At 63.2% G+C, this 25,645-nt stretch carries 23 protein-coding genes; 17 read left to right on the top strand and 6 right to left on the bottom strand.

Annotated features, from left to right (window positions below; all coding sequences use genetic code 11):
- The first annotated feature begins 39 nt into the window (after nucleotides 1–39).
- Nucleotides 40–1,338, top strand: coding sequence for an amidohydrolase family protein (locus ACTJKE_RS05765; RefSeq protein WP_058327643.1), 1,299 nt, complete (start codon nucleotides 40–42; stop codon nucleotides 1,336–1,338).
- Nucleotides 1,339–1,509: 171 nt separating this feature from the next.
- Here the strand turns inward: ACTJKE_RS05765 and ACTJKE_RS05770 are convergent, their stop codons facing one another.
- Nucleotides 1,510–2,367 (bottom strand): MurR/RpiR family transcriptional regulator, encoded by an 858-nt coding sequence (locus ACTJKE_RS05770; protein ID WP_057251212.1) that lies wholly within the window; start codon nucleotides 2,365–2,367, stop codon nucleotides 1,510–1,512.
- 173 nt (nucleotides 2,368–2,540) lie between these two features.
- Nucleotides 2,541–3,614: a polyamine ABC transporter substrate-binding protein gene (locus ACTJKE_RS05775; RefSeq protein ID WP_440638761.1), complete on the bottom strand. Its 1,074-nt coding sequence runs from the start codon at nucleotides 3,612–3,614 to the stop codon at nucleotides 2,541–2,543.
- 169 nt (nucleotides 3,615–3,783) lie between these two features.
- Between ACTJKE_RS05775 and ACTJKE_RS05780 the strand changes: the two genes are divergently transcribed.
- The 4 genes from ACTJKE_RS05780 to ACTJKE_RS05795 are packed head-to-tail and all read left to right on the top strand — an operon-like array spanning nucleotide 3,784 to nucleotide 7,745.
- Nucleotides 3,784–4,878, top strand: a complete 1,095-nt coding sequence (locus ACTJKE_RS05780) for an ABC transporter ATP-binding protein (protein ID WP_058327642.1) — start codon at nucleotides 3,784–3,786, stop codon at nucleotides 4,876–4,878.
- 1 nt (nucleotide 4,879) lies between these two features.
- The gene (locus ACTJKE_RS05785; protein WP_057251214.1) at nucleotides 4,880–5,779 is read left to right on the top strand and encodes an ABC transporter permease; all 900 of its coding nucleotides are present in this window, start codon (nucleotides 4,880–4,882) and stop codon (nucleotides 5,777–5,779) included.
- 8 nt (nucleotides 5,780–5,787) lie between these two features.
- Nucleotides 5,788–6,618, top strand: coding sequence for an ABC transporter permease (locus ACTJKE_RS05790; protein ID WP_057251215.1), 831 nt, complete (start codon nucleotides 5,788–5,790; stop codon nucleotides 6,616–6,618).
- Nucleotides 6,619–6,620: 2 nt separating this feature from the next.
- Nucleotides 6,621–7,745 carry a DmpA family aminopeptidase gene (locus ACTJKE_RS05795; RefSeq protein ID WP_058327641.1) on the top strand — a complete coding sequence of 375 codons (1,125 nt, stop codon included), beginning with the start codon at nucleotides 6,621–6,623 and terminating at the stop codon, nucleotides 7,743–7,745.
- A gap of 46 nt (nucleotides 7,746–7,791) precedes the next feature.
- Here the strand turns inward: ACTJKE_RS05795 and ACTJKE_RS05800 are convergent, their stop codons facing one another.
- Nucleotides 7,792–8,670: a helix-turn-helix domain-containing protein gene (locus ACTJKE_RS05800; RefSeq protein WP_058327640.1), complete on the bottom strand. Its 879-nt coding sequence runs from the start codon at nucleotides 8,668–8,670 to the stop codon at nucleotides 7,792–7,794.
- A gap of 94 nt (nucleotides 8,671–8,764) precedes the next feature.
- Between ACTJKE_RS05800 and ACTJKE_RS05805 the strand changes: the two genes are divergently transcribed.
- From ACTJKE_RS05805 to ACTJKE_RS05815, 3 genes are all read left to right on the top strand, one after another.
- On the top strand, nucleotides 8,765–10,327 hold the full coding sequence (locus tag ACTJKE_RS05805) for a 4-hydroxyphenylacetate 3-hydroxylase N-terminal domain-containing protein (protein ID WP_058322721.1): 1,563 nt from the start codon (nucleotides 8,765–8,767) through the stop codon (nucleotides 10,325–10,327).
- An 8-nt stretch (nucleotides 10,328–10,335) separates the two neighbouring features.
- Nucleotides 10,336–10,848 (top strand): flavin reductase, encoded by a 513-nt coding sequence (locus ACTJKE_RS05810; RefSeq protein WP_057251219.1) that lies wholly within the window; start codon nucleotides 10,336–10,338, stop codon nucleotides 10,846–10,848.
- A gap of 158 nt (nucleotides 10,849–11,006) precedes the next feature.
- Nucleotides 11,007–12,260: a sensor domain-containing diguanylate cyclase gene (locus ACTJKE_RS05815; protein ID WP_058327639.1), complete on the top strand. Its 1,254-nt coding sequence runs from the start codon at nucleotides 11,007–11,009 to the stop codon at nucleotides 12,258–12,260.
- Between the two features lie 53 nt (nucleotides 12,261–12,313).
- On the opposite strand, the gene ACTJKE_RS05820 is transcribed toward ACTJKE_RS05815, so the two are convergent.
- Together ACTJKE_RS05820 and ACTJKE_RS05825 are read right to left on the bottom strand one after the other, a co-directional pair.
- Nucleotides 12,314–13,792, bottom strand: a complete 1,479-nt coding sequence (locus tag ACTJKE_RS05820; protein ID WP_082663549.1) for an aldehyde dehydrogenase — start codon at nucleotides 13,790–13,792, stop codon at nucleotides 12,314–12,316.
- Nucleotides 13,793–13,909: 117 nt separating this feature from the next.
- On the bottom strand, nucleotides 13,910–15,361 hold the full coding sequence (locus tag ACTJKE_RS05825; RefSeq protein ID WP_058327637.1) for an APC family permease: 1,452 nt from the start codon (nucleotides 15,359–15,361) through the stop codon (nucleotides 13,910–13,912).
- A gap of 301 nt (nucleotides 15,362–15,662) precedes the next feature.
- Here ACTJKE_RS05825 and ACTJKE_RS05830 point away from each other — a divergent pair, with 301 nt between their 5' ends.
- The 6 genes from ACTJKE_RS05830 to ACTJKE_RS05855 are packed head-to-tail and all read left to right on the top strand — an operon-like array spanning nucleotide 15,663 to nucleotide 22,033.
- Nucleotides 15,663–16,445, top strand: a complete 783-nt coding sequence (locus tag ACTJKE_RS05830; RefSeq protein WP_058327636.1) for an IclR family transcriptional regulator — start codon at nucleotides 15,663–15,665, stop codon at nucleotides 16,443–16,445.
- Nucleotides 16,445–17,698 (top strand): Tm-1-like ATP-binding domain-containing protein, encoded by a 1,254-nt coding sequence (locus tag ACTJKE_RS05835; RefSeq protein WP_058327635.1) that lies wholly within the window; start codon nucleotides 16,445–16,447, stop codon nucleotides 17,696–17,698. The genes ACTJKE_RS05830 and ACTJKE_RS05835 overlap by 1 nt, the downstream gene beginning before the upstream one ends.
- Nucleotides 17,695–18,369 (top strand): HAD family hydrolase, encoded by a 675-nt coding sequence (locus ACTJKE_RS05840; RefSeq protein WP_440638727.1) that lies wholly within the window; start codon nucleotides 17,695–17,697, stop codon nucleotides 18,367–18,369. Before ACTJKE_RS05835 ends, ACTJKE_RS05840 begins: the two co-directional genes overlap by 4 nt.
- Nucleotides 18,370–18,371: 2 nt before the next feature.
- Nucleotides 18,372–19,727, top strand: coding sequence for an aspartate aminotransferase family protein (locus ACTJKE_RS05845; RefSeq protein WP_058327634.1), 1,356 nt, complete (start codon nucleotides 18,372–18,374; stop codon nucleotides 19,725–19,727).
- Nucleotides 19,728–19,731: 4 nt separating this feature from the next.
- Nucleotides 19,732–21,015: an aspartate aminotransferase family protein gene (locus ACTJKE_RS05850; RefSeq protein ID WP_058327633.1), complete on the top strand. Its 1,284-nt coding sequence runs from the start codon at nucleotides 19,732–19,734 to the stop codon at nucleotides 21,013–21,015.
- Between the two features lie 7 nt (nucleotides 21,016–21,022).
- Nucleotides 21,023–22,033: a phosphotransferase enzyme family protein gene (locus ACTJKE_RS05855; protein WP_058327632.1), complete on the top strand. Its 1,011-nt coding sequence runs from the start codon at nucleotides 21,023–21,025 to the stop codon at nucleotides 22,031–22,033.
- Between the two features lie 20 nt (nucleotides 22,034–22,053).
- Here the strand turns inward: ACTJKE_RS05855 and hpaR are convergent, their stop codons facing one another.
- Nucleotides 22,054–22,542: a homoprotocatechuate degradation operon regulator HpaR gene (hpaR, locus tag ACTJKE_RS05860; protein ID WP_058327631.1), complete on the bottom strand. Its 489-nt coding sequence runs from the start codon at nucleotides 22,540–22,542 to the stop codon at nucleotides 22,054–22,056.
- 108 nt (nucleotides 22,543–22,650) lie between these two features.
- Here hpaR and ACTJKE_RS05865 point away from each other — a divergent pair, with 108 nt between their 5' ends.
- From ACTJKE_RS05865 to hpaD, 3 genes are all read left to right on the top strand, one after another.
- Nucleotides 22,651–23,043, top strand: coding sequence for a 5-carboxymethyl-2-hydroxymuconate Delta-isomerase (locus tag ACTJKE_RS05865; RefSeq protein WP_058327630.1), 393 nt, complete (start codon nucleotides 22,651–22,653; stop codon nucleotides 23,041–23,043).
- Between the two features lie 64 nt (nucleotides 23,044–23,107).
- Nucleotides 23,108–24,625: a 5-carboxymethyl-2-hydroxymuconate semialdehyde dehydrogenase gene (hpaE, locus tag ACTJKE_RS05870; RefSeq protein WP_058327629.1), complete on the top strand. Its 1,518-nt coding sequence runs from the start codon at nucleotides 23,108–23,110 to the stop codon at nucleotides 24,623–24,625.
- A gap of 33 nt (nucleotides 24,626–24,658) precedes the next feature.
- Nucleotides 24,659–25,639, top strand: coding sequence for a 3,4-dihydroxyphenylacetate 2,3-dioxygenase (hpaD, locus tag ACTJKE_RS05875; protein ID WP_058327628.1), 981 nt, complete (start codon nucleotides 24,659–24,661; stop codon nucleotides 25,637–25,639).
- Nucleotides 25,640–25,645 lie beyond the last annotated feature (6 nt).

Genomic DNA, 25,645 nt, shown 5'->3' on the forward strand with positions numbered 1-25,645 from the left:
TTGGTCCACAAGCGGCGCTGACATCTGGAGAAGCCAGCCATGTTCGACCTGATCATCCGCAACGCCAACCTTCCGGACGGACGCCAGGGCATTGATGTCGGTGTTGTGGGCGGAAAGATCGCCGCAATCGAGCCGAACCTTGCCGCGACCGCAGGCGAAGAGATCGACGCCACCGGCCGTTTGCTGAGCCCACCCTTCTGCGATCCGCATTTCCACATGGACGCAACGCTGTCGCTCGGCCTGCCACGGATGAACGTCTCCGGCACGCTGCTTGAGGGCATCGCGCTCTGGGGCGAGTTGCGCCCAACCTTGACCAAGGAGGCGCTGGTCGAGCGGGCGCTGCGTTATTGCGATCTCGCCGTCAGCCAGGGGCTTCTCGCCATCCGCAGCCATGTGGACACGTCGGATCCTCGGCTGGTCACGGCCGAAGCGCTGCTCGAGGTCAGGCAGAAGGTCGCGCCCTATATCGACCTGCAGCTCGTTGCCTTCCCGCAGGATGGCTACTACCGCGCGCCCGATGGCGTCGCATCGCTTGAGCGTGCGCTCGACATGGGCGTCGATATCGTCGGCGGCATTCCCCATTTTGAGCGGACGATGGAGGATGGCGCACGCTCGGTGGAGGCGCTCTGCCGCATCGCTGCCGAGCGCGGCCTGCCCGTCGACATGCATTGCGACGAGACCGATGACCCGCTGTCGCGCCACATCGAGACGCTGGCGGCCGAGACCGTGCGCTTCGGATTGCAGGGACGCGTTGCGGGCTCGCATCTCACTTCGATGCACTCGATGGACAACTACTATGTTTCCAAGCTCATCCCGCTGATGGTGGAAGCGAAGATCAACGTGATCCCCAATCCGCTGATCAACATCATGCTGCAGGGGCGCCACGACACCTATCCGAAGCGGCGCGGCATGACGCGGGTCAGGGAACTGATGGCGGCAGGAATCAACGTCGCCTTCGGGCACGACTGCGTCATGGATCCCTGGTACTCGATGGGGTCGGGCGACATGCTGGAAGTGGCCCATATGGCTGTTCATGTGACGCAGATGGGCGGCATCGAGGACAAGCGCAGGATCTTCGACGCGATCACCGTGAACTCGGCGAAAACCATGGGCCTTGAGGGCTATGGGCTGGAGGTGGGCTTCAAGGCTGATCTGGTCCTCTTGCAGGCGGCCGATGTCAGCGAGGCCCTGCGGCTGAAGCCAAACCGGTTGTTCGTGATCAAGGCTGGCAAGGTCATCGCCCGGACGGCGCCGCGCATCGGTGAGCTCTTTCTCGATGGGCGCCCGACATCGATCGATATTGCGCGGGATTACATCCCGCAGGCGACCCAGGGCTGAACGGAGACTTCGATTTTTGGACCCGATTCCGGACAGAAAACCGCTGCACACTTTTCCTGGTATCGCTGCCTCGAGCATCCTGCCCTCAAGTGGAATCGTTTGAGGCAGAAAGATGCTCTAGAATCAAAGTGCTAGAGCGTCCTTTGTGCGTTCAAACGAACGCACGGCGCTCTAGTCCTCGAAATCGCCGAAGATGTTCTGCAGCCGGGTCAGCTGGGCGACGCGCTCACCGACATCATCGCCGAGCACGACAATGATGTTGCTCAAGAGCAGGTCCATGACCGCGACGGTTGTCGCCGCCCCGTCCCACAGCGGACCGTGCGACCCGGGCACAATGAGGCAGATATCGGAGACCTCAGGTGCCCAGGGGCAGAACTCGTCGGTATAGAGGATGACCTTGACGCCGGCGCGGCGGGCCTCCTCGGCGAGCGGCCGCGCCTTGGCGGCGAAGCGGCGCACGTCGTGAAGGAACAGCACACGCCCCTCGACCGAGCCATCGAGCAGCTCGGCATAGGTGCCGTTGAGTCCGTCGACGAACTGCACGCGCGGCCGGGTATAGGACAGTTGGCTGGCGAAATATTGCGCGATGCCGCGAACGTTCTGATAGGCGGCGACATAGACTTCGCTCGCAGCAATCAGGGCGTCGATCGTCTGCTGCCATTCCGGGGCGGTCGTCAGCTCGTAGATCATGCCGAGATTGTCGACCTGCTGCTGGATCAGGCCGGCGAGCAGCTTGCCTTCGCGGTTATCCTCCCGCAACCGGCCGACCGAGCCCTTGACCTGCCAGGCGGGATTGTTGGAGCCGTCACGCCTGAGTTCGTGTTTCAGCTGGTCGAGACCATCAAAACCTAAACGCCGAAGATAGCGCCCAACAGTCATCGGCGACACTTCGAGACGGGTCGCGATCGAGCGCGCCGTCTCGAAAGGAATTTCGGCGAGGTTGCGCTCGATGTAGTTGGCGATGAGCTTGTCCGACTTCGAGCGTCTCATCTCGTCGCTGCGCAGCAGCTTCAGGATGCGCGGTGCCACGTCCCCTCCCATTCTACAGCGCCACCGGTCTTATCAGACGGAAAAAGGTCGCTTGAGCACTTTGAATTGCTGCATGTTTATCCTCAGCCAGGAGGTAAGGAAATACGCAGTGCTTTTGAAGCGGATGCCGGGTAACAAACCGCCGCATCCGCTCCTGTCGTCGCATTGCGTCTTTATTGCGCCGTCTTCACCTTCGTCCAGACCCGGTCGAGCTGGCGCACGCCGGGGCCGAGGTCTTCGAAGATCTGCAGCTTCTGCATCGTCTCCGAAGGCGGGTTGATTTCCTTGCTGTTCTTGATCTGCTCGGGGGTCAATTGCCGCGCCGGTACGTTGGCCGTCCCGTTGGTCTGCTGCTCGATATTGAGCGCCGCGACTTCCGGGCGCGTATAGAACTGCAGGAACTTGATGGCGTTGTCCTTGTTGGGGGCAGATTTCAGGACGCAGATATCCTCCTGGTACATCGTCGCTCCTTCCTCGGGGATCACATAGCCGAGGTCCTTGGGGTTGGCGAAGACATCGACCATCGAGCCGACGAAGAAGTGACCAGCCGCGACATCGCCGGCGGCGACCATCGGGCGGGTGTCATATGTAAAGGCGGCAACGTCGGGCTTCATCGCGATGATCGTATCGGCAGCCTGCTGCAATTCCGCCGGGTCGGTGGAATTGACCTTGTGACCGTTGAGGATCAGCCCCACCGAAAGCACCTCGCGCATGTCGTCGAGCAGCGTGAACTTCAGCCCCTTCGCCTTCACCGTCTCGACCAGGTCGCGCCAGCCGGTCACGTCCTTGCCGAGCAGCTTGCGGTTATAGAGGATGCCGACCGAGCCGAAGGCGTAAGGTAGGCAATACTCGCCCTTCGGATCGCTCTTGGCCCGAAGGAAGGTCGGGTCGATATTCTTGAAGCCCTCGTAGTCGTTGATGTCCGTCTTTTCGAGCAGGTCGAGCTTGGCCATGATGTCCTGCATGTGGACCGACGGGAAGACGATGTCGTAACCCGTGGCCCCACCCTGGATCTTCGCCAGCATCTCCTCGTTCGAGGAATAGGTGGAGAGGTTGACCTTGATCTGGGTCTCTTCCTCGAACTTCTTGAGGACAGCCGGATTGATGTATTCGCCCCAGTTGTAGATGTTGAGCTCGGCCGCTTCGGCGGTGCCGAACAGAGCGGAAAGTGTCGTCAGCAAAACGGCCACGCCACGTGCGCGGGTGGCGAAAGGCCTCTTGCCTTCACACGTCACCCCATTCGTCATTGTCATCATCATTCTCCTCTGATGGTCATGGCCGTTCGGCCCCTCTACGGCCCTTGCCGGCCGCTTCCGGATCACGGCTTCTGGTGGCCGTTGACTCCGATAGGCAAATGGTATCCATATATCTGAAACGCACAAGCGTTATTTGCATAACATTTTGGGGAACAGAAGTATGCAGAATTCCATCGTCCGGCTGGTGGAGGCGAGCAAGGCCTTCACCACTCCGGAAGGCGGCATCGTGACCGCTCTCGACAGCATCGATCTCGACGTCCGCCGCAACGAATTCCTGACCTTGCTCGGGCCTTCCGGCTGCGGCAAGACCACGCTGCTGCAGGCGATCAGCGGTTTCGTCGAACTCGACGGCGGCTCGATCCTCATCGACGGCGAGGACATCACCGACCGGCCGCCCTACCGCCGCCCGGTCAACACGGTCTTCCAGAACTATGCGCTGTTTCCGCACATGACGGTCGGCGAAAACGTCGCCTATTCGCTGGAAGTCGCGGGCGTCGCCAAGCCGGCGCGCCGTGAAAAGGTCTCCGCCGCCTTGAAGATGGTAGGACTGGAAGGCATGGAAGGCCGCAGGCCGCGCCAGCTCTCCGGCGGCCAGCAACAGCGCGTGGCGCTGGCCCGCGCCATCATCGCCCGGCCGAAACTCTTGCTGCTCGACGAACCGCTGTCGGCGCTCGACAAGAACCTGCGTCAGGCGATGCAGATCGAACTGAAGACGCTGCAGAACGAGCTCGGCATCTCCTTCATCTTCGTCACCCACGACCAGCAGGAAGCGCTGACGATGTCGGATCGCGTCGCCGTGCTCTCCGGTGGCCGCATCCAGCAGCTCGATACGCCGCGCGCCATCTACGACCACCCGGTCAACACCTTCGTCGCCACCTTCATCGGCGCCAGCAACCTGTTCGAGGGCACGCTCGACGGCGACCGGCTGATGACGGCGGATGGCATGGCGATCCGCCACCAGCCCTGCGACAAGAAAATTTCGACCAAAGCGACGGCGTTGATCCGGCCGGAACAGTTCTTCCTTGCGGAGGAAAACGCCCCCTTTCCGACGATCGACGTCGATCTCGACCAGATCGTTTTTGTCGGCTCCACCTTCGAGCTGTTCGGCCGCACTGCCGAGGGACGCAAGGTGATTGCGGAAGTTCCCGCCAATCGGCGCAATCTCGTCGGCACGTTCGAACGGACACGCAAGGCGCGGCTTGCCTATGACCCTGCTGCCGTGCACCTCATCGGTGCCAATGCCGGGGGTGCGTGAGATGTCGATCGCCAGCCGCCGCCGCTTTCAGCTCGCCGTTTTGCTCGGACCCGTCTCGGCCTTCCTTGCCGTCTTCTTCCTCGGGCCGCTCGCGATCATGGTCGTCACCAGCCTTCTCGCGCCCGGCCTCTATGGTGGGGTGGAGTGGACCTTCTACCCGCATAACTTCGGTCGCATCCTCGGTTTTGCCGATCCGATGTTCGAGGAGTTCGATCCGATCTACATCGCGATCTTCCTGCGCTCGGTCGAGATCGCGGCCCTGACGGTGCTCGCGACCCTTCTGGTCTGCTATCCCGCCGCCTTCTGCATCGCCCGGCTTTCCGAGCGCTGGAAGAATTTCTGCCTGTTCCTGATCACGCTGCCTTTCTTCACCAGCCTGATCGTGCGGCTCTTCGTCTGGGTGTTGATCCTGCGCCAGACCGGCCTCGTCAACGAGATGCTTCTGTCAACGGGGCTGATCGAGCGGCCGCTCGACCTGATCTACACCAGGGGCGCGATCATCCTCGGCATGACCTATGTGTTCATTCCCTTTATGTTCATGCCTGTTTATGCCAGCGTCGAGAAACTTGACTGGACGCTGGTGCGCGCCTCGCTCGATCTCGGCGCCGGGCCGCTGCGCACCTTCTGGCGCATCATCCTGCCCCTGACCGCTCCCGGCATTGCCGGCGGCGCGGTCATCGTTTTCATTCCAGCGCTTGGCAACTTCGTCGTGCCGGCGGTGCTCGGCGGCGCCAAGGTGATGATGTTCGGCAACCTGATCGAACAGCAGTTCCTCGCGGCCCGCAACTGGCCCTTCGGCGCCGCACTGGCGATGATGGTGATGACCGTCATGCTGATCATGATGATCGCCCATGTGGTTCTTTCCGGTCGGCGCAGCGCCGCCGCTGCGCTGGCACGGTGAGGTGATCCATGAAGATCGCTCGAACCCTCTTTACCGGTAGCCTGCTCGCCTATACCGGCCTCTTCTTCGCCTTCATCTACATTCCGCTCGTCGTCATCGCCGTCTATTCGTTCAACGCCAATCCGGTGAACATGATGACCTGGACGGGCTTCACCACCGAATGGTACGCCCAGGTTCTTGGCTTCAAGACCAAGGTCTCCGAAAGCGCTCTCTACATCGAATCGACGGGCCAACTGCTGCAGGCGGTCTGGAACAGTCTGGTGATCGCCGCCTCTACGACAGCCATTGCGACCATCTTCGGCACGGCGATCGCCATCGGCCTCTATCGCTTCGAATTCGTCGGCCAGCGCTTCTACCGCGTGGTGATGTTCATGCCGATGCTGATGCCGGATATCGTGCTCGGCATCGCGCTTCTGATCTTCTTCGTCAATTCCGGCATCCGGCTGGGGCTGACGACGATCATCATCGGCCAGTGCACCTTCCTGATCTCCTACGTCTTCATCGTCGTCTCGGCCCGACTTGCCGGCATGGACCGGACGCTGGAGCACGCGTCCGCCGATCTCGGCGCCAATGAATGGATGACCTTTCGCCGGGTGGTGCTGCCGCAGCTCTTTCCGGCAATCGTCGGCGGCGCGCTGCTCGCCTTCATCATCTCGATGGACGATCTCGTCATCACCTATTTCATCGCCGGCGTCGACGTCACTACGCTGCCGATGTTCATCTTCTCCATGCTTCGGCGCGGCATCAAACCGGAGATCAACGCGATTGCCGTGATGATGCTCTCCTTCTCCTTCGTCGTCGCCTCGCTCGGCCTTTACCTTCGCTCCCGGCAGAAATGATCATGAACGATAAAACTCCCGCCTCGCCCACCGCTCGCGCCCGCGATATCGGGCTGCCCTTTTCCGGCCGCACCGGCCGCTTCAACGCCATCACCGACGTCGAAGGCATAACCGTCGGCTTCCGCACGATCGCGGAAGAGACGCCGCGCCCGGGCCGCAAGCGTCCTGTCCGCACCGGCGTCACCGCCATCCTGCCGCATGCCGCTTCGGCCACCCCCGTCCCGGTCTACGCTGGGGTGCATCGCTTCAACGGCAACGGCGAGATGACCGGCACCCACTGGATCGAGGACGGCGGCTTCTTCCTCGGGCCGGTCATGATCACCAACACCCACGCCGTCGGCATGACCCATCACGCCACCATCAAGTGGATGCTGGAGCGCTACCGGTCGACCTACGACAGCGACGACTTTCTATGGTTGATGCCGGTCGTGGCGGAGACCTATGACGGCGTTCTGAACGACATCAACGGCCAGCCGATCACCGAGACAGATGTGCGCGCAGCACTCGACAGCGCCACCTCGGGCCCGGTGCAGGAGGGCAATTGCGGTGGCGGCACCGGCATGATCGCCTATGGCTTCAAGGGCGGCACCGGCACCGCATCCCGCGTCGTCGAATTCGGCGGTCGCGACTATACGATCGGCACGCTGGTGCAGGCCAATCACGGCCAGCGCGACTGGCTGACGATCCGTGGCGTTCCGGTCGGCGAGCACATGCGCGACGGCACGCCGCAAAGCCAGATGCAGGAGCGCGGCTCGATCATCGTCGTGATCGCCACCGACCTGCCGATGGCGCCGCACCAGTTGAAGCGGCTGGCGCGACGGGCGGCGATCGGCATCGGCCGCAATGGTACTCCGGGTGGCAACAATTCCGGCGACATCTTCCTTGCCTTCTCCACGGCCAATACCCAGCCGATGGCGCACAAGGCGCCGCCGCGCCTCTCGCTGGAGATCGTCAACGACGACCTGCTCGACCCGGTCTATCTCGCGACTGTCGACAGCGTCGAGGAAGCGGTGGTCAACGCGATGATCGCGGCGGAAGATTCCGGCGGCACCGCCCATGATCGCTTCAAGATCCAGGCGATCCGGCATGAGCCGCTGATCGAGGTGATGCGGAACTACGGCCGATAGTCGGCGACCAATGCGGCAATGCGTTATCTTTTCGGGACCGGCAATCTTAGCCGGCTCCTGACGAGCTCACCCGCGCGCGGCGCCAGTCGCTCGGCGCCTCGCCCACGCGCAACCGAAAGAAGCGCGAGAAATAGGCGGCATCGGCAAAGCCGATCTCATAGGCGATGTCCTCGAGCGGCCGCACGGTGAAGAGCAGCAGGCGCTTGGCCTCGAGCAGGCGCCGCTCGTTGATCAGCTCCTTGACCTGCATGCCGAAGGCGTCCCTGCTCGCCTTGGCGATGAGATGCGGTGTCGTTGCCAGCGCGTCGGTGTATTGCGCGACGCTCCAGTTTTCCCGGAAGTGCAGATCGATAAGCCGGCGCAGCTGAGCCGCCAGCATCGCCTGCGACGGCTGGGCCGGAGATGGCGTGGCGGATGCCAGACGGGCGATCTGGGTGAGGACGGCGGCGACCAGCGAGACGAGCATCTGTTGGGTGCCGGGCGCACCGCCGGCATATTCGTCGGCAACGATATCGAGCAGTTCGGCAAGACGGCGCCAGCCCCGGTCCTCGCCGTCGCCACGGATCATGACCGGCGCATCAACAGGAAGCGTGGTGTTCTCCCGGATCGAGAGCAGCGCGCCATCGGCGACCGAGACGACGACCGCGTCACTCGTCTCAGGATCGACGGAAAAACCATGCACGATGCCGCTCGGCACGAAGCTGACGGCCGGTGCCAAAAAGTCCAATGGCCTGTCGTCGATGAAATAGGTGCCGCGGCCGCTCATCCAGAAGGTGATCTGCCCCATCTGGTCATGTTTATGCGCCTTGACCTGCCCCTGGTGCAGGTTACGCCGCGCCATGACCGTCTCGACATGGAAAAATCCAGGTTCGAGTTGTTGCTCCGGTTCACCGTAGACGAAGAAACTCGGAATGGCGTCGGTCATGGCCCACCGAAAAAAGTACAAGTCATTTTGCCATTCTGTCCATGGCGGCCAATGATTTCAACGCCTAGCCTTGACGAAACTCAAGGAGGAGAGAATGAGAGCAGAGGATTTCCGCGCCGACAGGACGCGGCCCTTCACCGGCGCCGAATATCTGGAAAGCCTGCGCGACGGCCGCGAGGTCTATATCAACGGCGAACGGATCAAGGACGTGACCAGCCATCCGGCGATGCGCAATTCCGCCCGGTCGCTCGCCAGGCTCTATGACGCGCTGCATGATCCGGCAAAGAGGGACATCCTGACGGCGCCGACCGACACGGGCTCCGGCGGCTACACCCACAAATATTTCCGCGTCGCCCGCTCCTCCGCCGATCTTGCCGCCCAGCAGGGCGCGATCGCCGAATGGGCACGCATGTCCTATGGCTGGATGGGCCGCACCGCCGACTACAAGGCGGCGCTGATGAACACGCTCGGCGCCAATGCCAATTGGTATGGCCCGTTCAAGGACAACGCGCTCGCCTGGCATAAACGCGCCCAGGAAGCGGCGCTCTTCATGAACCACGCGATCGTCAATCCGCCGATCGATCGGCACAAGCCGGCGGACGCGGTCAAGGACGTCTTCGTCCACATCACCAAGGAAACGGACGCCGGCATCTACGTCTCAGGTGCCAAGGTGGTCGCGACCTCCTCGGCACTGACGCACTACAATTTCCTGGCGCAAAGTTCGGCGACGGTAACGGAGGATCCCTCGCTCTCGGTGATGTTCATCGTTCCGATGAACGCGCCCGGGATCAAGATGTTCTGCCGGGTTTCCTACGAGCAGACAGCCAACACCGTCGGCCATCCCTTCGACTATCCGCTGTCGTCGCGCTTCGACGAGAACGATGCGATCCTGGTGCTCGACAACGTCTTCGTGCCGTGGGAGGACGTCCTGGTCTTGCGCGATGCTGCCAAGATCCTCTCCTTCCACCCGGCTTCCGGCTTCATGCACGGCTACTGCTTCCAGGGCTGCACCCGTTTCGCCGTGAAACTCGACTTCCTGGCAGGCCTGCTTGCCAAGGCGCTGCGCGCCACCGGCGGCGACGCCTTCCGCGGCAATCAGGCAGCACTCGGCGAGGTGATCGCGCTCCGCCACATGTTCTGGAGCTTCTCCAATGCCATGGCCCACAATCCCATTCCTTGGGCCGACGGCGCCGTGCTTCCCAATCTGGAAGCCGCGCTTTCCTATCGAACCTTCATGTCGGAGGCCTATCCGCGTGTCGTCGAGACGATCCGCAAGGTGATTGCCTCGGGGCTGATCTACCTGCCGTCCTCCGTGCGTGACTTCGGCAATCCCGAGATCGACCGCTACCTGGCGCAATATGTCCGTGGTTCGAACGATATGGGGCACATCGAGCGCATCAAGATCATGAAACTGCTCTGGGACGCGACTGGCACGGAGTTCGGCGGACGCCACGCGCTCTACGAACTCAACTATGCCGGCGCGCCTGAAGAGGTTCGGCTGCAAGTCTTGAAAGGGGCCGAACGCGGCGGGCGTCTCAAGGAGATGGAAGCGCTCGTCGACCAGTGCATGGCGGACTATGACGAGAACGGCTGGACCGGCAGCACCTGGCTGCCGCCGCTCGACGATGCGGCCGCTCTGCGCAACGCCGCCGAATGAGGCCCGTCATGGAACCGCTCGTTTCGAAGACGGAGTTTCGCAACGCCATGGCGCGGGTCTGCGCGCCGGTCAACGTCATCACCACCAACGGACCCGCCGGACGCGGCGGGTTCACCGCCACCGCCATGTGCTCAGTGACCGACGAGCCGCCGACGCTGCTCGTCTGCATGAATCGCAACTCCACCCAATGCGGCCTTTTCATCGACAACCGGCGCTTCTGCGTCAACGTGCTCAGCCACGACCATAGGGATCTCGCCGGCCACTTCGCCGGCGCGACGCAGGATATGGCGGCCCGCTATGCCGCGGCCGACTGGGTCGAGATGCAATCCGGCAGCTTCGCGGTCAAAGACGCCATCGTCTCGCTCGACTGCGAACTCGCCGAGGCGCGGCTGCTTGGAACGCACCACATCCTCATCGGCCGGGTCGTCGGCATCCGCTCGCGCAGCGACGGCAATGCGCTGCTCTATTTCGATCGCAACTACGTGCATGTGCCGACGCAGCTCGGAAGTTTCGGCGGCTAGGCGTAGGCGGGATCTCGCCCCGCCTACATGAACACGGCCCATTGATGGACGTTTCGCCAAAGAGCCGAGGCAATCCACATCCACGTGCTGTTCAGTGCCTTTTGTTTTTTCCGTAAAGCGCTCTATTTGCTTGGCGCGCAATGAGAAAGGAAAACGGAATGGTGGTTGCTGAGCCAGCCGGGCGGCCGACGACGGACGCGAAAGGCAGGGAATTCGATCGCCTGACCGCCCTTGGACATCTCGACATTCTCGACACGCCGAAGGATCTGGGCCTTGAACGGATCGTGCGGCTGATAAAGCAGATCTTCGCCATCGACATCGGCATCATCTCTTTGGTCGACGCACATCGACAATGGTACAAGGCCTGCTCGGGGCCCGCATTAGACGAAGTTCCCCGGGAAGACACTTTCTGCCGATATGTTGTCGCCTCCGAGGAACCACTTGTCGTGCACGACGCCACGCAGGATCCGCGGTTTTCGCGACATCCCGCCGTCACCGGCCCGGAACATGTTCGGTTCTACGCAGGCGTTCCATTCAAGACGCGGGACGGTCATACGGTCGGGACCGTATGCGCGATCGACCGCGCGCCGAGACACTTCACCGACAAAGACCTGACGATCCTGACCGAACTGGCGGGCGTGGCGATGGACCGGATCGATTTGCTCCGGTCGGCCGCGACGGATGGGCTCACCGGCACGTTGACGCGCCGCGCCTTCCGCGAGGAGGCGGACAAGCTGATTTCGCTCGCCATAAGGCACCAGCACGACGTGTCGTGCATCGTCCTCGACGTCGACCACTTCAAGCGGGTCAACGACACGCACGGGCATGCGGCAGGAGACGAGGTCTTGAAGGCCGTGAGCGCCGTCTGCCAGTCCAATCTGCGGGCAAGCGATCTGTTCGGGCGGCTCGGCGGCGAGGAGTTCGCCATCATGCTGCCGCACGTCGACGCGAACGGCGCACTCGCCGCAGCGGAAAAGCTGCGGGCAGCGATTGCCGCTCAAACAATCCACGGAGACTTTGGTCAGCTTGCAGTCACCGCGAGCTTCGGCACATCGGCGCTATCGCTCAAGAGCAGGGAGATCGGTACATTGCTCGCCCAGGCGGACGCGGCAATGTATCTCGCCAAGGCCAGCGGACGGAACCGCTGCGTCGAGTGGAGCAGTCTCGAAGTCGGCTATCCGCTGGGTCCTCGTCAGCGCGTACTGAAAGCTGGCACCATTCTTTTCGACGACAGGCATTCAAAGATAGAGTGCACTATCCGGTCGCTTGGTGCCGATGGCGCTGCGGTCACGGTTTCGAATTCGGCCGGCATACCACCGGAGCTGGTTCTGGTCGTCGCCGGCGAGGGTTTCGAGACCAAATGCCATGTCGTGGCGCGAGACCGGCAAAATCTCGAACTCGCCTTCGGATAGCACGGTCCCGACAGACACGCGCGGTCGTCCGGCCCCGGTCCCTGCAAGCCCGGTCAGAGCTGAATCCAGGCGGTCTTCAGATCGGTGTATTTGTCCAGCGCGTGCAACGACTTGTCGTGGCCGTTGCCCGATTGCCTGACGCCGCCGAGCGGCACCGTGTTGTCGGCGCCGCCATAGGTATTGACGTGCACGACGCCGGCGCGGATGCCGCGCACCATCCGGTGCGCGCGCGACAGGTTTGCGGTCCAGACTGCGGAAGCCAGCCCGTAGTCCGTCGCATTGGCGATCCGGAGTGCGTCGGCATCGTCGTCGAAGGGAATGATTGCAAGTACCGGCCCGAAGATCTCTTCCTTCGCCAGCTTCATTTCAGGCTGAATGTCGAAGACGGTCGGCTGCATGTAATAGCCGCCAGTCTCTTCGAGGATGCGCTTGCCGCCCCAACGCAGGCGCGCGCCTTCCACTTCCGCTTCACGGACGAAATCGAGGTTCTTGTTCAGCTGGACGCTGCTCGAAATCGCTCCAGCCTCGGTCGAAAGAAGCAGCGGATCGCCAACCTTCATACCTGCCGCGATCGCTGCCACCTTCTCCGCGAAGGCTTCGTGAATGGAGCGCTCGACCAGCAGCCGTGAACCGGCAACACAGACCTGGCCGGAGTTGCGGAAGATGCCATAGGCCGAGATGCGCGCGGCCTGATCGAGATCCGGCGCATCGGCGAAGACGACGTTCGGCGACTTGCCGCCGAGTTCGAGATAGACGCGTTTCAAGTTCGAGCGCGCCGAATATTCGAGCAGCCGGCGGCCGACACCGCCCGAGCCGGTGAAGGCGAGCACGTCGATATCGCCATGCAGCCCGATAGCCTCACCCGTCGTCGCACCCCGGCCGGTCACAACATTCAGAACGCCCTCCGGCAGGCCGGCTTCGGCGCAGATTTCGGCGAGCCTGAGCAAGCTGAGCGAGGCACCCTCCGCCGGCTTCAGCACCACGGAATTGCCGGCGGCGAGCGCCGGCGCGATCTTCCAGGCGCCGATCATCAAAGGGAAATTCCAGGGAACGATCGCGGCGACCACGCCGATCGGTTCGCGATGCACGAGGCCGAGAATGTTGTCGGCGGTCGGCGCGATTTCGCCATAGACCTTGTCGAGCGCCTCGGCATAGTAGCGGAAGGTTCCGGCGGCGCTGCCAGGCTCGGCCTTCAGCGCCATCGAAATTTCGGTGCCATTGTCGCGCACGCCAAGGACCGCAAGCTCCAGCGCCTGCGCTTCGATGATTTCGGCAATGCGCGTCAGCACCTTCTTGCGGAACGCCGGAGCCGCCTTCGACCAGCTTCCTTTTTCGAAAACGGCGCGCGCGGCACGGACCGCCGCGTCGACGTCGGATGCGCCCGCGTCTGCTATCGTCGTCAGGTGGCTGCCGTCGATCGGCGAGACGACGTCGAGCGTTTCGCCGGACAAGCTCTCCTGCCAGTGGCCGTTGATGAACAGCTTTTGGCCCTCGACGGCGAGGCTACGCAATTGGTCGATCTTGTCCTGCATGATGTCTGGTCCCGTTTGCATTGCCGGGACGGCGGAGGGTCCGCCATCCCTTCTTAGGTGATACGCAGTTCCGGACGGAAGCCGCTTGGCGTCATTCCGGAAACTGCATGCCAGCGATCAGATCTCCTGGCCTGCGCCAAGGCGGGCGAACTCGATCGGATTGCCCGACTTCAGCGATGCCGCAAGCGCCAGACCGATAACACCGAAGATCACGACAAGGCCCGGCAGGAACACGGCGAGCATGCCGGTGGCGCCCGCCAGGTCACCGAAATTGACCGCGATCGCGATGATAACGGCAACGAGGATCAGGCCGGTGACGACGGGGATAACCTTAGTCACCAGCGGGTTCCGTTCGAGGCCGGGATTGCGGCTGAAGAAGGCGACGATCGCGAAGGCGGTGAAGGCCATCAGCGTCATGACGGCGAGCGTGCCGACATTCGTCAGCCACGAGAACAGCGCCAGAACCGGATCCTGACCCGTCGCCGCAAAGAGTGCCACGACGAGGACGGCGATGACGGTCTGGATCAGCGAGCCGACATGGGGGCTGTGGTAGACCGGGTGGGTGACGCCGATCGAGGCGGGCAGCAGCCGTTCGCGGCCGGCGACGTAGAGATAACGGGCAACACCGTTGTGGAACGCCAGCACGCCGGCGAACAGGCTGGTGACGAAGAGCAAGTTCATCAGCGGCGGCAACCAACCGCCAGCATAACGCTCGGCAAGGCCGAAGAGGAAGGTGGTCGGATCGGCAAGGCCCTGCAGTTCCGGCACCAGCTTGTCGGCACCGGCCGCATTCACCATCAGCCAGGAGGTGAACATGTAGAAGACGCCGATAATCAGCACCGAGATATAGGTCGCGCGCGGCACCGTCCTTGCCGGATCGCGGGCCTCCTCGCTGTAAATCGTCGTCGCCTCGAAGCCGATGAAGGCGGCAAAGCAGAAGAGAATGCCGATCGATGGCGAGCCGGACAGAATGGCCGTGGGCGTAAACGAGACCGCCGTCAGCCCGCTGTCGCCGCCCTTGGCGAGGATCGCGACATCGATGACCAGCACCACGAGATATTCAAGGATGACCAGAACCGTCAGCACCTTGGCGGAGAGGTCGACGCGGCGATAGCCGAGAACGCCGACGGCGGCGATGCCCACGAACGTCCAGACCCACCAGGGTAGATCGACCCCCAGACCGGCGAAGAGCCCGGCCGTCGCCGCCCCGAACAGGCCGAATACGCCGATCTGCATGGCGTTATAGGCAAGGATCGCGATCATCGCCGCGGCACCGCCCATCAACCCGCCAAGGCCCTGGGCCGTATAGGCGTAGAAGGCGCCGGCATTGCGGATATGCCGCGCCATGGCGACGTAGCCGATGGAAAACAACAGCAGGATCAACGTGACGAGCAGGAAGGTGCCGGGAATGCCGGCACCGTTTCCAAGCAGCATCGACAACGGAACGCCGCCGGCGACGGCCGTCAAAGGTGCTGCCGCCGAGACGACAAGAAAGGTGACCGCGCCGACGCCAAGGGCGTTCTTGCGCAACTGGTTCGCTCCGGTCACGGGCGAAGATGGATTGTCCATAGTACTAGGCTCCCCTGGTTGGCGCGAACGCCTTTTCGCCTCCGGTCCTTCTCTCCGGCGGCAGCTCCCTGAAGCGAACTTGAAGCGCGGGGATTTGTTTTTGTCTTGGCCGCGCAAGTCTTTCGGTTCAATATATGAACCTTAGCTTCAAATATAGACTTGCAAAAAGCGTTCGGCCCTGTCAAGTTATTTCGCATGTTAAGTATCTCGGCCAGAGACAAACCACGAGAGCGGACGCACCGCCCCATGAAAGGGAACAGGCAGAGATGACTTGCGACGGCGCTCAACGACGGAGGAATGGATGAGCACCATCGGTAAGGCCCTGACTTTGCTTGACGCGATCTCGCGGCTCGAGAAGGAAGCAGGTCTCAGCGATATCGCGCGGCATTGCGGGCTCGACAAGGCAACTGCCCGACGCTTTCTCGTCGAACTGGAAAAGCACGGCTTTGTCGAGCAGGACGCGGAGACCCGGCGCTATCGTCTGGGCGGAGCGCCTGTGCGGCTTGCCCGTATCCGTGAGGCGCGCTTCCCCTATCTGAGCGTGGCGATCCCCTTCGCCCGGGAGCTTGCGAGCCTAGCGGGCGAGACCGTTCACCTTTCTGAATACACCGCCGGCCGCCTTTCGACTGTTCACGTGGAGGACTCGCAGCGGGCCCACCGCGTCATCGTCGATGTCGGCAGCATCCTGCCTTTCCACGCGACCGCGTCCGGTCTTGGCTTCCTTGCCTTCTGCCCGCCGAAGGACATCGACGCGGCCCTGTCGGCGCCGCTCAAGGCCTTTACCGATCAGACGCAGACGGACCCCGCAGTCCTGCGCCAGACCCTGGGCGAGACCCTCCGGCGCGGCTACTCGATCTGCCATCACGGGCTCGAAACCGGCGTCGTCAGTGTAGCTGCACCGATCCGCGCGCCAGGCAGCACACCGGTCGGCGCGATCGCCATCGCAGCCCCCGCAACGCGGGCCGACAAGGAGACGGTGGAAAAGATGGGGCGCGCCGCGATGGCGGCGGCGAGACGCATTTCCGAAAGACTGTTCGGGTTGGAGCAGGTTGCTGCCGATCCGCTGGCAAGGAGGGCCGGCTGATGAATGCCATGAACCGTCTCCCCAATATCCTGGTCGTGGGTACGGGAGACACCAAATGCGACGAACTCCAGTTCATGGCGTCCGTCATCCGCGAAGCCGGCGGCATGCCTGTGATGATGGACGTCAGCATTCTCGGTGATCCGCCCTATGTGCCTGAATACTCCCGTCACGACATCGCCAAAGCAGCCGGCGTCACCATCGCGGCAATCGCCGCCAGCGGCGACGAACACAGCGCCATGGCGCTGATGGCAGAGGGGGCGGCCGCCCTCACCCGTTCGCTCTACGAGGCCGGGCAGGCCGATGGCGTCATCATCCTCGGCGGCTCGATGGGCACGGATCTCGCCCTCGACGTCGCCGCGGCCCTGCCGCTCGGCGTGCCGAAATTCATCGTCTCGACCATCGCCTATTCGCACCTGCTGCCGCCCGAGCGCATTGCGCCCGACCTGATGATGATCCTGTGGGCCGGCGGCCTCTACGGCCTCAACGGCATCTGCCGCTCGGTTCTCTCCCAGGCCTGTGGCGCGGTCGTTGGTGCCGCACGTTTCGGCACCAGGCCGGACAAGACGCGGCCGCTGATTGGCATGACCTCGCTCGGGTCGAGCTGCCTCAAATACATGAAATACCTGAAGCCCGAACTCGAACGCCGCGGCTATGACGTCGCTGTCTTCCATTCGACCGGCATGGGCGGCCGCGCCTTCGAGGCGATCGCGGCTGAGAAGGGCTTTACCGCGGTTTTCGACTTCTGCATTCAGGAGGTCAGCAACCATCACCACGGAACTGTCGTCACATCAGGGCCCGACCGGCTGGAGAATGCCGGACGTGCCGGAATCCCACAGATCGTCGCGCCAGGCGCCGTCGACATGGTCGACCTGCCGGCCTGGCAACCGGTTCCGCAAGCCTTTGCCGACCGCCCCTATCACGCCCACAACCGGCTGCTCGGCTCGGTGACCACCTCGTCGGAGGGGCGGCGCGAGATCGCCCGCGTCATCGGCGGCAAGCTTGCCGGCATCAGCGCGGAAGTCGCTTTCATCTTGCCGCTCAAGGGGATCCAGGAATGGGACCAGCCCGACGAGCCGCTCTACGAACCGGACGCACTCGATGCTTTCATCGAGGAGATGCGCCGGCAGATCCCCTCAGGCGTCGCCCTGCACGAGGTCGACAGCCACATCAATGCGCCGGCGTTCTCGCAAGCCGCGCTTGCGATCTTCGACGACTGGGTGGCGCGCGGCATCGTGCCCGAGGGCCGGCCATGACGAACACCATGACCGACAAGGCGCTGATCCTCGACTTCGGCGGCGTCGTCACCCGCACGCTGTTCGAAACCCACGACATCACCGAACGTGCGCTCGGGCTCGCGCCCGGCACTCTTACGTGGCGCGGTCCCTTCGACCCCGCAACCGACCCGCTCTGGGCCGCCATGCAGCGGCGCGAAATCACCGAACGGGACTACTGGACGGAACGCACCCGCGAAGTCGGCCGCCTGCTTGGCGAAGACTGGAGCGACATGAAAACCTTCGTGCAGCGGGCGCGTGGGGCGGAACCGGAACTGGTGCTCCGGCCCGAGACGCGCGACGCGATCGTCGCCGCCCATAAGGCCGGCATTCGGCTCGCGATCCTCTCCAATGAACTCGACCTCTTCTATGGCGTCGCGTTCCGTAAGCGCTTCCCGCTGATCGAGCTCTTCGAGACGATCGTCGACGCCACCTACACCAATATCCTGAAACCGGACCCGCGTGCCTACGAGCTGGTGCTGAGCCAGCTCAATTTGCCGCGCGAAGCCTGCGTCTTCGTGGATGACCAGTTGAAGAACATCGAGGGTGCGCGGGCCGTCGGCCTGCCTCACGTCCATTTCGACGTCACCCGACCCGCAGAAAGCTATGCCAGAGCGCTTCAAATGCTCGGCCTTGAACTGACAGGAGCATGACCATGCGCGAAACCAACTTCCTCATCGAGAACAACGCCCGCCATCTCTGGCATCCGATGGCGCATCCGGCCGAGATGCAGGCAACGCCACCGCGCATCATCAATGCCGGCGAAGGCGTCGAGATCGTCGACATCCATGGTAAGAAGGTGCTCGATGCGGTCGGCGGCCTCTGGAACGTCAATCTCGGCTATTCCTGCGAACCGGTGAAGGAGGCGATCCGCCGCCAGCTCGACGAGCTGCCCTACTATTCGACCTTTCGCGGCACCACCAATTCGCCGCTGATCGAGCTTTCCTACGAACTCGCCGAATGGTTCCGCGAGGATGGCCTCAGCCGCTCCTTCTTCACCTCCGGCGGTTCGGATTCCGTCGAGACCTGCCTGCGGCTTGCCCGCCAGTACCACAAGCTCAACGGCCAGCCCGAGCGCACCAAATTCGTCGCGCTGAAGAAGGGCTATCACGGCACCCATTTCGGCGGCGCCTCGGTCAATGGCAACGCCAATTTCCGCCGCAACTACGAGCCGCTGCTGCCGGGCGTCTATCATCTGCCATCGCCCTATACCTATCGCAACCCCTTCGACACGACCGATGGCGCCGTTATCGCCAAGGCGATCGCGCGGCTCTTCGAAGACGAGATCGCCTTCCAGGGGGCCGACACGATCGCGGCGCTGATCATGGAGCCGGTGCTTGGTGCGGGTGGCGTGATCGTGCCGCACGAAACCTTCATGCCGCTGATGCGCGAGATCTGCGACCGCCACGGCATTCTTCTCATCGCCGACGAGGTGATCACCGCGTTCGGCCGCACCGGTGCCTGGACCGGCTCGCGTCTCTTTGGCGTGAAGCCGGATTTCATGTCGACCGCCAAGGCGATCACCAATGGCTACTATCCCTTCGGCGCCGTGATGATCTCGGACAAGGTTGCCGAGGCTTTCGAAAGCAACAAGACGGCTGCCGGTTCGATCGGCCATGGCTACACCTATTCCGGCCATCCGGTGGGTGCTGCGGCAGCACTCGCAACCCTGAAGGAAACCCGTAAGCACAACGTCGCAGCCAATGCTGGGGCACGCGGCGATGAGCTGATCGCCGGCCTCGAAGCGCTGAAGGCCCGGCATGAACTGATTGGCGACGTGCGCGGCAAGGGGCTGATGTGCGCGATCGAACTCGTCTCGGACAGGGAGAAGAAGGCCGGTGCCGCAAAGGATGTCGTCCAGAAGGTTCAGGACGTGACCTATGATGCCGGCGTCATGGTGCGCACATCCGGCGCCAACGTCATCCTGTCGCCGCCGCTGATCGTGACCGCAGGCGACGTCGCCCGCATCCTCACGGCCCTCGACGCCGGCCTGACCGCAGTACGGGGCTAGCGCGATGGGCGACAACCGGGACCTGATTGCGCGCCGCGAGCGGCTGCTCGGGCGCAACATGTCGCTGTTCTACGAGGAGCCGGTGCATCTCGTGCGTGGCGAAGGCATCTGGCTTTTTGATGCTGACGGCCGCCGCTACCTAGACTGCTACAACAACGTACCGCATGTCGGCCATTGCCATCCGCGGGTGACCGAGGCGATCGCCCGGCAGGCCTCAACCCTCAACACCCACACCCGCTATCTGCATGAAGGCATTCTCGAATATGTCGAGCGTCTGACCGCCACCTTCGACAACAGCCTCGACACGGCGATTCTGACCTGCACCGGCAGCGAGGCGAACGACGTGGCGCTGCGCATGGCCCAGGCCGTGACCGGCAAGACCGGGGTGATCGCCACCGACCACACTTATCACGGCAATACCGCCGCCGTTTCTCAGCTTTCGACCCGGATGCCGCCGGTCGGCGGCTTCGGCGGCCATGTCCGCCACGTGCCGGCGCCCGACAGCTACCGGCCGCTTGGCGGCGAGCCGGGCGCCGCCTTTGCCGCGGCCTTCACCGCCAAGGTCGAGGAAGCGATCGCCTCGCTGCAGCAAAGCCCGCACGGCTTCTCCGCGCTGATCATCGATCCCTTCTTCGCCAACGAAGGATTTCCGGAACTGCCCTCCGGCTTTCTCGACGGCGCCGTCGCCGCCGTCAGAAAGGCAGGCGGGCTCCTGATCGCCGACGAAGTGCAGCCGGGCTTCGGCCGAACCGGCGGCCATATGTGGGGGCACCAGAAGGCGGGCATCGTTCCCGATGTCGTCACGCTCGGAAAGCCGATGGGCAACGGCCACCCGATCGGCGGCGTCGTGGCGGGCGCCGAAACGCTCAACGCCTTCCGCAAGGCGTTCCGCTACTTCAACACCTTCGGCGGCAATCCGGTCTCCTGCGCGGCGGCCATGGCCGTGCTCGATGTGATCGCAGACGAAAACCTCATCGAGAACGCCGCCCAAGTCGGCGCCTATGCCAAGGCCGGCCTCGCGCGGCTTGCGGACAAACATGGAATGATCGGCGACATCAGGGGCAGCGGACTGTTCTTCGGTGCGGAGCTCGTCACCGATCGCGCTGAGAAGACGCCCGCGAGTACAATCGCGACCAAGGTGATCAACGACATGTGCGAACGCGGCGTGCTGATGGGCAAGCTCGGCATCCACCAGTGCACGACCAAGATCCGTCCGCCGATGCCGTTTACCCGCGAAAATGCGGATTTCATGCTGTCGACGCTCGACGACGTGCTTTCCGGTCTGTGAGCGGCTGATGTCTGCGGACCTGCCCAAACCCTTTCGTGACGCGCTCGACAACCGGGCGCGCCAGGCACTTGCCCATTGGGGCATTGCTGGCCAAGAGCCGGAGTTGCTGAAATACCGGGAAAACGCGGTGTTTCGCGTCCACCTGGCCGATGGTCGCCCGGCGGCGCTGCGGCTGCACCGCGCCGGCTATCACAGTGCGGCGGCACTGCACTCGGAACTGCAATGGATGGCAGCACTCGGCAACAGCGGTCTCGCGGTGCCGCAACCGATCGCGACGACGGACGGGCGCTTGCTTGTCGCCCTGCCTGAAGGTGGCGCGTTTGCCGCACAGCATGCCGATGTGATCAACTGGATGGACGGAGAGCCGTTGGGCGAAAGCGGTAAACCGCTGTCCCACTCACCCGAGAGGCTCGTCGAGATCTTCTCGGCGCTCGGCGCCTCCATGGCCGAGATGCACAACCTCGCCGACGGCTGGACGCCACCCGGTGGCTTTTGGCGTCCGGCCTGGGACGAGGACAGCTTGCTTGGAGAACGTCCGCTCTGGGGGCGCTTCTGGGAGTGCGAGGGCCTGTCGTCAGCGCAAGCCACGGCCCTTTCGGCGTTGCGCGGCGACCTCAGGCGACACCTCGCAACTCTACCGACTCCGGCTAAGGATTTCGGGTTGATCCATGCGGACCTCGTTCGAGAAAATGTGCTGGTCGGCGAGGCGGGGGTCAAATTCATCGATTTCGACGATGCGGGTTACGGCTTTCGCCTTTTCGACATTGCCACCACCCTGCTGAAGAATCGGCGCGAGCCGGCTTACGGGATGGTAGAGACGGCCTTGATTGCCGGCTATCGCAGTCGGCGCGCACTCAGCGCCGAGACGCTGTCCAGCCTGCCGCTGTTCCTCGTGCTTCGCAGTCTCACCTATATCGGCTGGCTCTCGGCGCGGCCGGAACTGCCGGGCGCCCGCGAGCGTGTCCTGCGCTATGCCGACGAGGCACTAGCACTCGCTAAGGAGCTGGGCTTCACATGATGACCGAGAGCCAAAAACGCTCAGTCGTTGAGGCTGGCCAGTTCGTCAAGCATGTCGAGCAGGACTTCGACGCGCTCGCGGCCGTAGCGGGTCTCGAGGTCCTCGTAGATCGCCCGGCTCTCGGGGCTGACGTCGGCGATCACCCGCATGCCCTCGGGTGCAATCTCCAGCAGGACGCGCCGGCCGTCGTCGGCGTCCTTGTGCTTGGTGATCAGGCCGCGCTCCTCGAGCGAGCGGATGATGCGAGTGAGGCTCGGCGCCAGGATGAAGGCCTTGTCGGCCATTTCCGACGCATCGACCCGGCCGGCTTCCGCCAGGATACGGATCACCCGCCATTGCTGCTCGGTGATGTCGTGGCGCGCCAGCATCGGCCGGAAATGCGCCATGACCGCTTCGCGCGCCCGCAACAGGGCAATCGGGAGCGAACGGCGGGTGTTGTGCGGCAAAAGGGCGTCGTGGCCAAGGTCAGCAATGGTTTTCTCGCGGCTCATGAGCGTTCTATCGGACATTTTCTTTCGTTCTGCAATTGGCAGGCGCGAACAGAGACTTCGAGCTTCTTGACACCACCACCGATTTTGTTAACGTGTTAAATATATGAGAGCGCATCGGGAGGAAAGATGCCGCACCTGACAATCGAATACTCGGGCAATCTCGACGACCGCGTCGACTTCGCCCGGCTTTGCCGGACCGTCCACAAGACGATCCTCGGCACCGGCCTTTTCGAGCTCGGCGCCATCAGGGTGCGCACGATCCGCAGCGCCGATTATGCGATCGCCGACCTTTTGCCGGAAAATGGCTTCATCGACCTGTCCTTCCGCATCGGTCGCGGCCGCAGCGAAGCCGAGAAGAAGGCGACTGGGGAAGCCATTTTCAAGGCCGTCGGCGATGAACTCGCGATGCTTTTCGAGGCGCCGCATTTCGCTCTCAGCCTGGAGATCCGGGAGATCGACCCGGATCTGAGTTGGAAAAAGAACGCCATTCACCCGCGGCTGCGCGCCACCAAAGGCTAGGCGCAGCCCCTCCCCAAAGCACAGCAGCGCGCGGCGAAAGTCTGCGCCAGCATCGGAGAACACCATGTCCAAGCTCGATGAAAACCTCGCCAAGGCGGAACACTACCTCGCCCGCTTCCGCAGCGATGGTGTGCTGAACCATATCAACGGCGAAGCCGTTCCGGCACTTGACGGCGAGACCTTCGAGACGATCTCGCCGGTTGATCTGAAACCGCTCGCAAAAATCGCCCGCGGCAAGGCCTCGGACATCGACCGGGCGGCAAAGGCCGCGAAGGCTGCTTTCGCCGAATGGGCCGCTATGCCCGGCGAAACGCGTAAGAAATTGCTTCACAAGATTGCCGACGCGATCGTTGCCCGCGCCGAAGAGATCGCCTTTGTCGAGTGCATGGACACCGGACAATCGCTGAAATTCATGGCCAAGGCGGCGTTGCGCGGTGCCGAGAACTTCCGCTTTTTCGCCGACCGGGCGCCTGAAGCGCGCGACGGCAAGGTGCTGCGTGGTGGCAATCAGATCAACATGACGACACGCGTGCCTATCGGCCCGGTCGGTATCATCACCCCCTGGAACACGCCGTTCATGCTGTCGACCTGGAAGATTGCGCCTGCGCTTGCCGCCGGCTGCACGGTCGTGCACAAGCCGGCGGAATTCTCGCCGCTGACGGCGCGGCTGCTGGTCGAGATCGCCGAAGAAGCGGGCCTACCGAAGGGCGTATGGAACCTCGTCAACGGCTTCGGCGAGGATGCCGGACGGGCGCTCACCGAGCACCCCGATATCAAGGCGATCGGCTTCGTCGGCGAGAGCCGCACCGGCTCGATGATCATGAAGCAGGGTGCCGAGACGCTGAAGCGGGTTCATTTCGAACTCGGCGGCAAGAACCCGGTGATCGTCTTTGCCGATGCCGATCTCGAACGCGCCGCCGATGCGGCGGTCTTCATGATCTACTCGCTAAACGGCGAACGCTGCACCTCGTCTTCGCGCCTGCTGGTCGAGGACAGCATCTACGAGCGCTTCAGCGCGCTCGTCGCCGAAAAGGCGAAGCGCATCAAGGTCGGTCATCCGCTCGATCCGGAAACCGTCGTCGGCCCGCTCATCCATCCGGTGCACGAGAAGAAGGTGCTCGAATACATTCGCATCGGCCGCGAGGAAGGTGCTACTGTTGCAGCTGGCGGCGAGAAGTTCGTCGGTCCGGGCGGTGGCTGCTATGTCACCCCGACGCTTTTCACCGGCGCCAACAATACCATGCGCATTGCGCAGGAAGAGATCTTCGGGCCGGTGCTGACGGCGATCCCGTTCAAGGACGAGGCGGACGCGCTGGCGCTGGCCAACGACGTACAATATGGCCTGACCGGCTATCTCTGGACCTCCGACGTCACCCGCGCCTTCCGCTTTACCGATCACCTCGAAGCCGGGATGATCTGGGTAAATTCGGAGAACGTGCGCCACCTGCCGACGCCCTTCGGCGGCGTCAAGAGCTCGGGCATCGGCCGCGACGGCGGCGACTGGTCGTTCGATTTTTACATGGAAACCAAGAACATCGCCTTTGCCAGCTCGGCGCATGCGATCGCCAAGCTCGGCGGCTGAGCGCGCTGGCAGAAAAATCTGGAGGAGACATCAATGCCCTTGCCGAAACCGAACCTCTACCCGCCCTTCAACATCGTGCGGCTGAGCCATGTGGAGCTCGCCGTTACGGACCTCGCCAAATCGCGCGCCTTCTATGTGGACGTGCTTGGCCTGCAGGTCACCGACGAGACGGCGGACACGATCTATCTGCGCGCCATGGAGGAGCGCGGCCACCATTGCATTATCCTGAAGAAGGCGGCGACTGCCGAGGCCCGCGACCTGGGGTTCAAGGTCTATGGCGAGGAGGACCTCGAAAAGGCCGCGCATTTCTTTGGGGCCAAGGGCCTGCCTGTCGAGTGGATCGAACGCCCCTACCAGTCGCGGACCTTCCGCACCCGCGACCCCCAGGGCATCCCGCTCGAATTCTATTCGAAGATGGACCGCCTGCCGCCGATCCACCAGAAGTATGCGCTTTATCGCGGCGTGAAGCCGTTGCGCATCGATCATTTCAACTGCTTCTCGCCGGATGTCGACGAGGCCGTCGCCTTCTACAACGAGATCGGCTTCCGGGTGACGGAATACACCGCCGACGAGGAGACTGGACGGCTCTGGGCCGCCTGGACCCATCGCAAGGGCGGCGTGCACGACATCGCCTTTACCAATGGCCGCGGACCGCGCCTGCATCATACCGCCTTCTGGGTGCCGACGCCGCTCAACATCATCGACCTGCTCGACCTGATGTCGACCTCCGGCTGGCTCGCCAATATCGAGCGCGGCCCCGGCCGACACGGCATCTCCAATGCCTTCTTCCTCTATGTGCGCGATCCGGACGGCCACCGCATCGAGATCTATTGCTCGGACTACCAGACGGTCGACCCGGATCTCGAGCCGATCAAATGGGACCTAAAGGACCCGCAGCGCCAGACGCTCTGGGGCGCGCCGGCGCCGAAATCCTGGTTCGAGGAAGGCAGCGTCTTTGCCGGAGCCGATATCCGGGACTCGATCCTCAAGGCGCAACCGATCATCGCGCCCTGACAGTTG

Source organism: Ensifer sp. 22521 (assembly GCF_052044795.1).
Taxonomy (GTDB): Bacteria; Pseudomonadota; Alphaproteobacteria; order Rhizobiales; family Rhizobiaceae; genus Ensifer.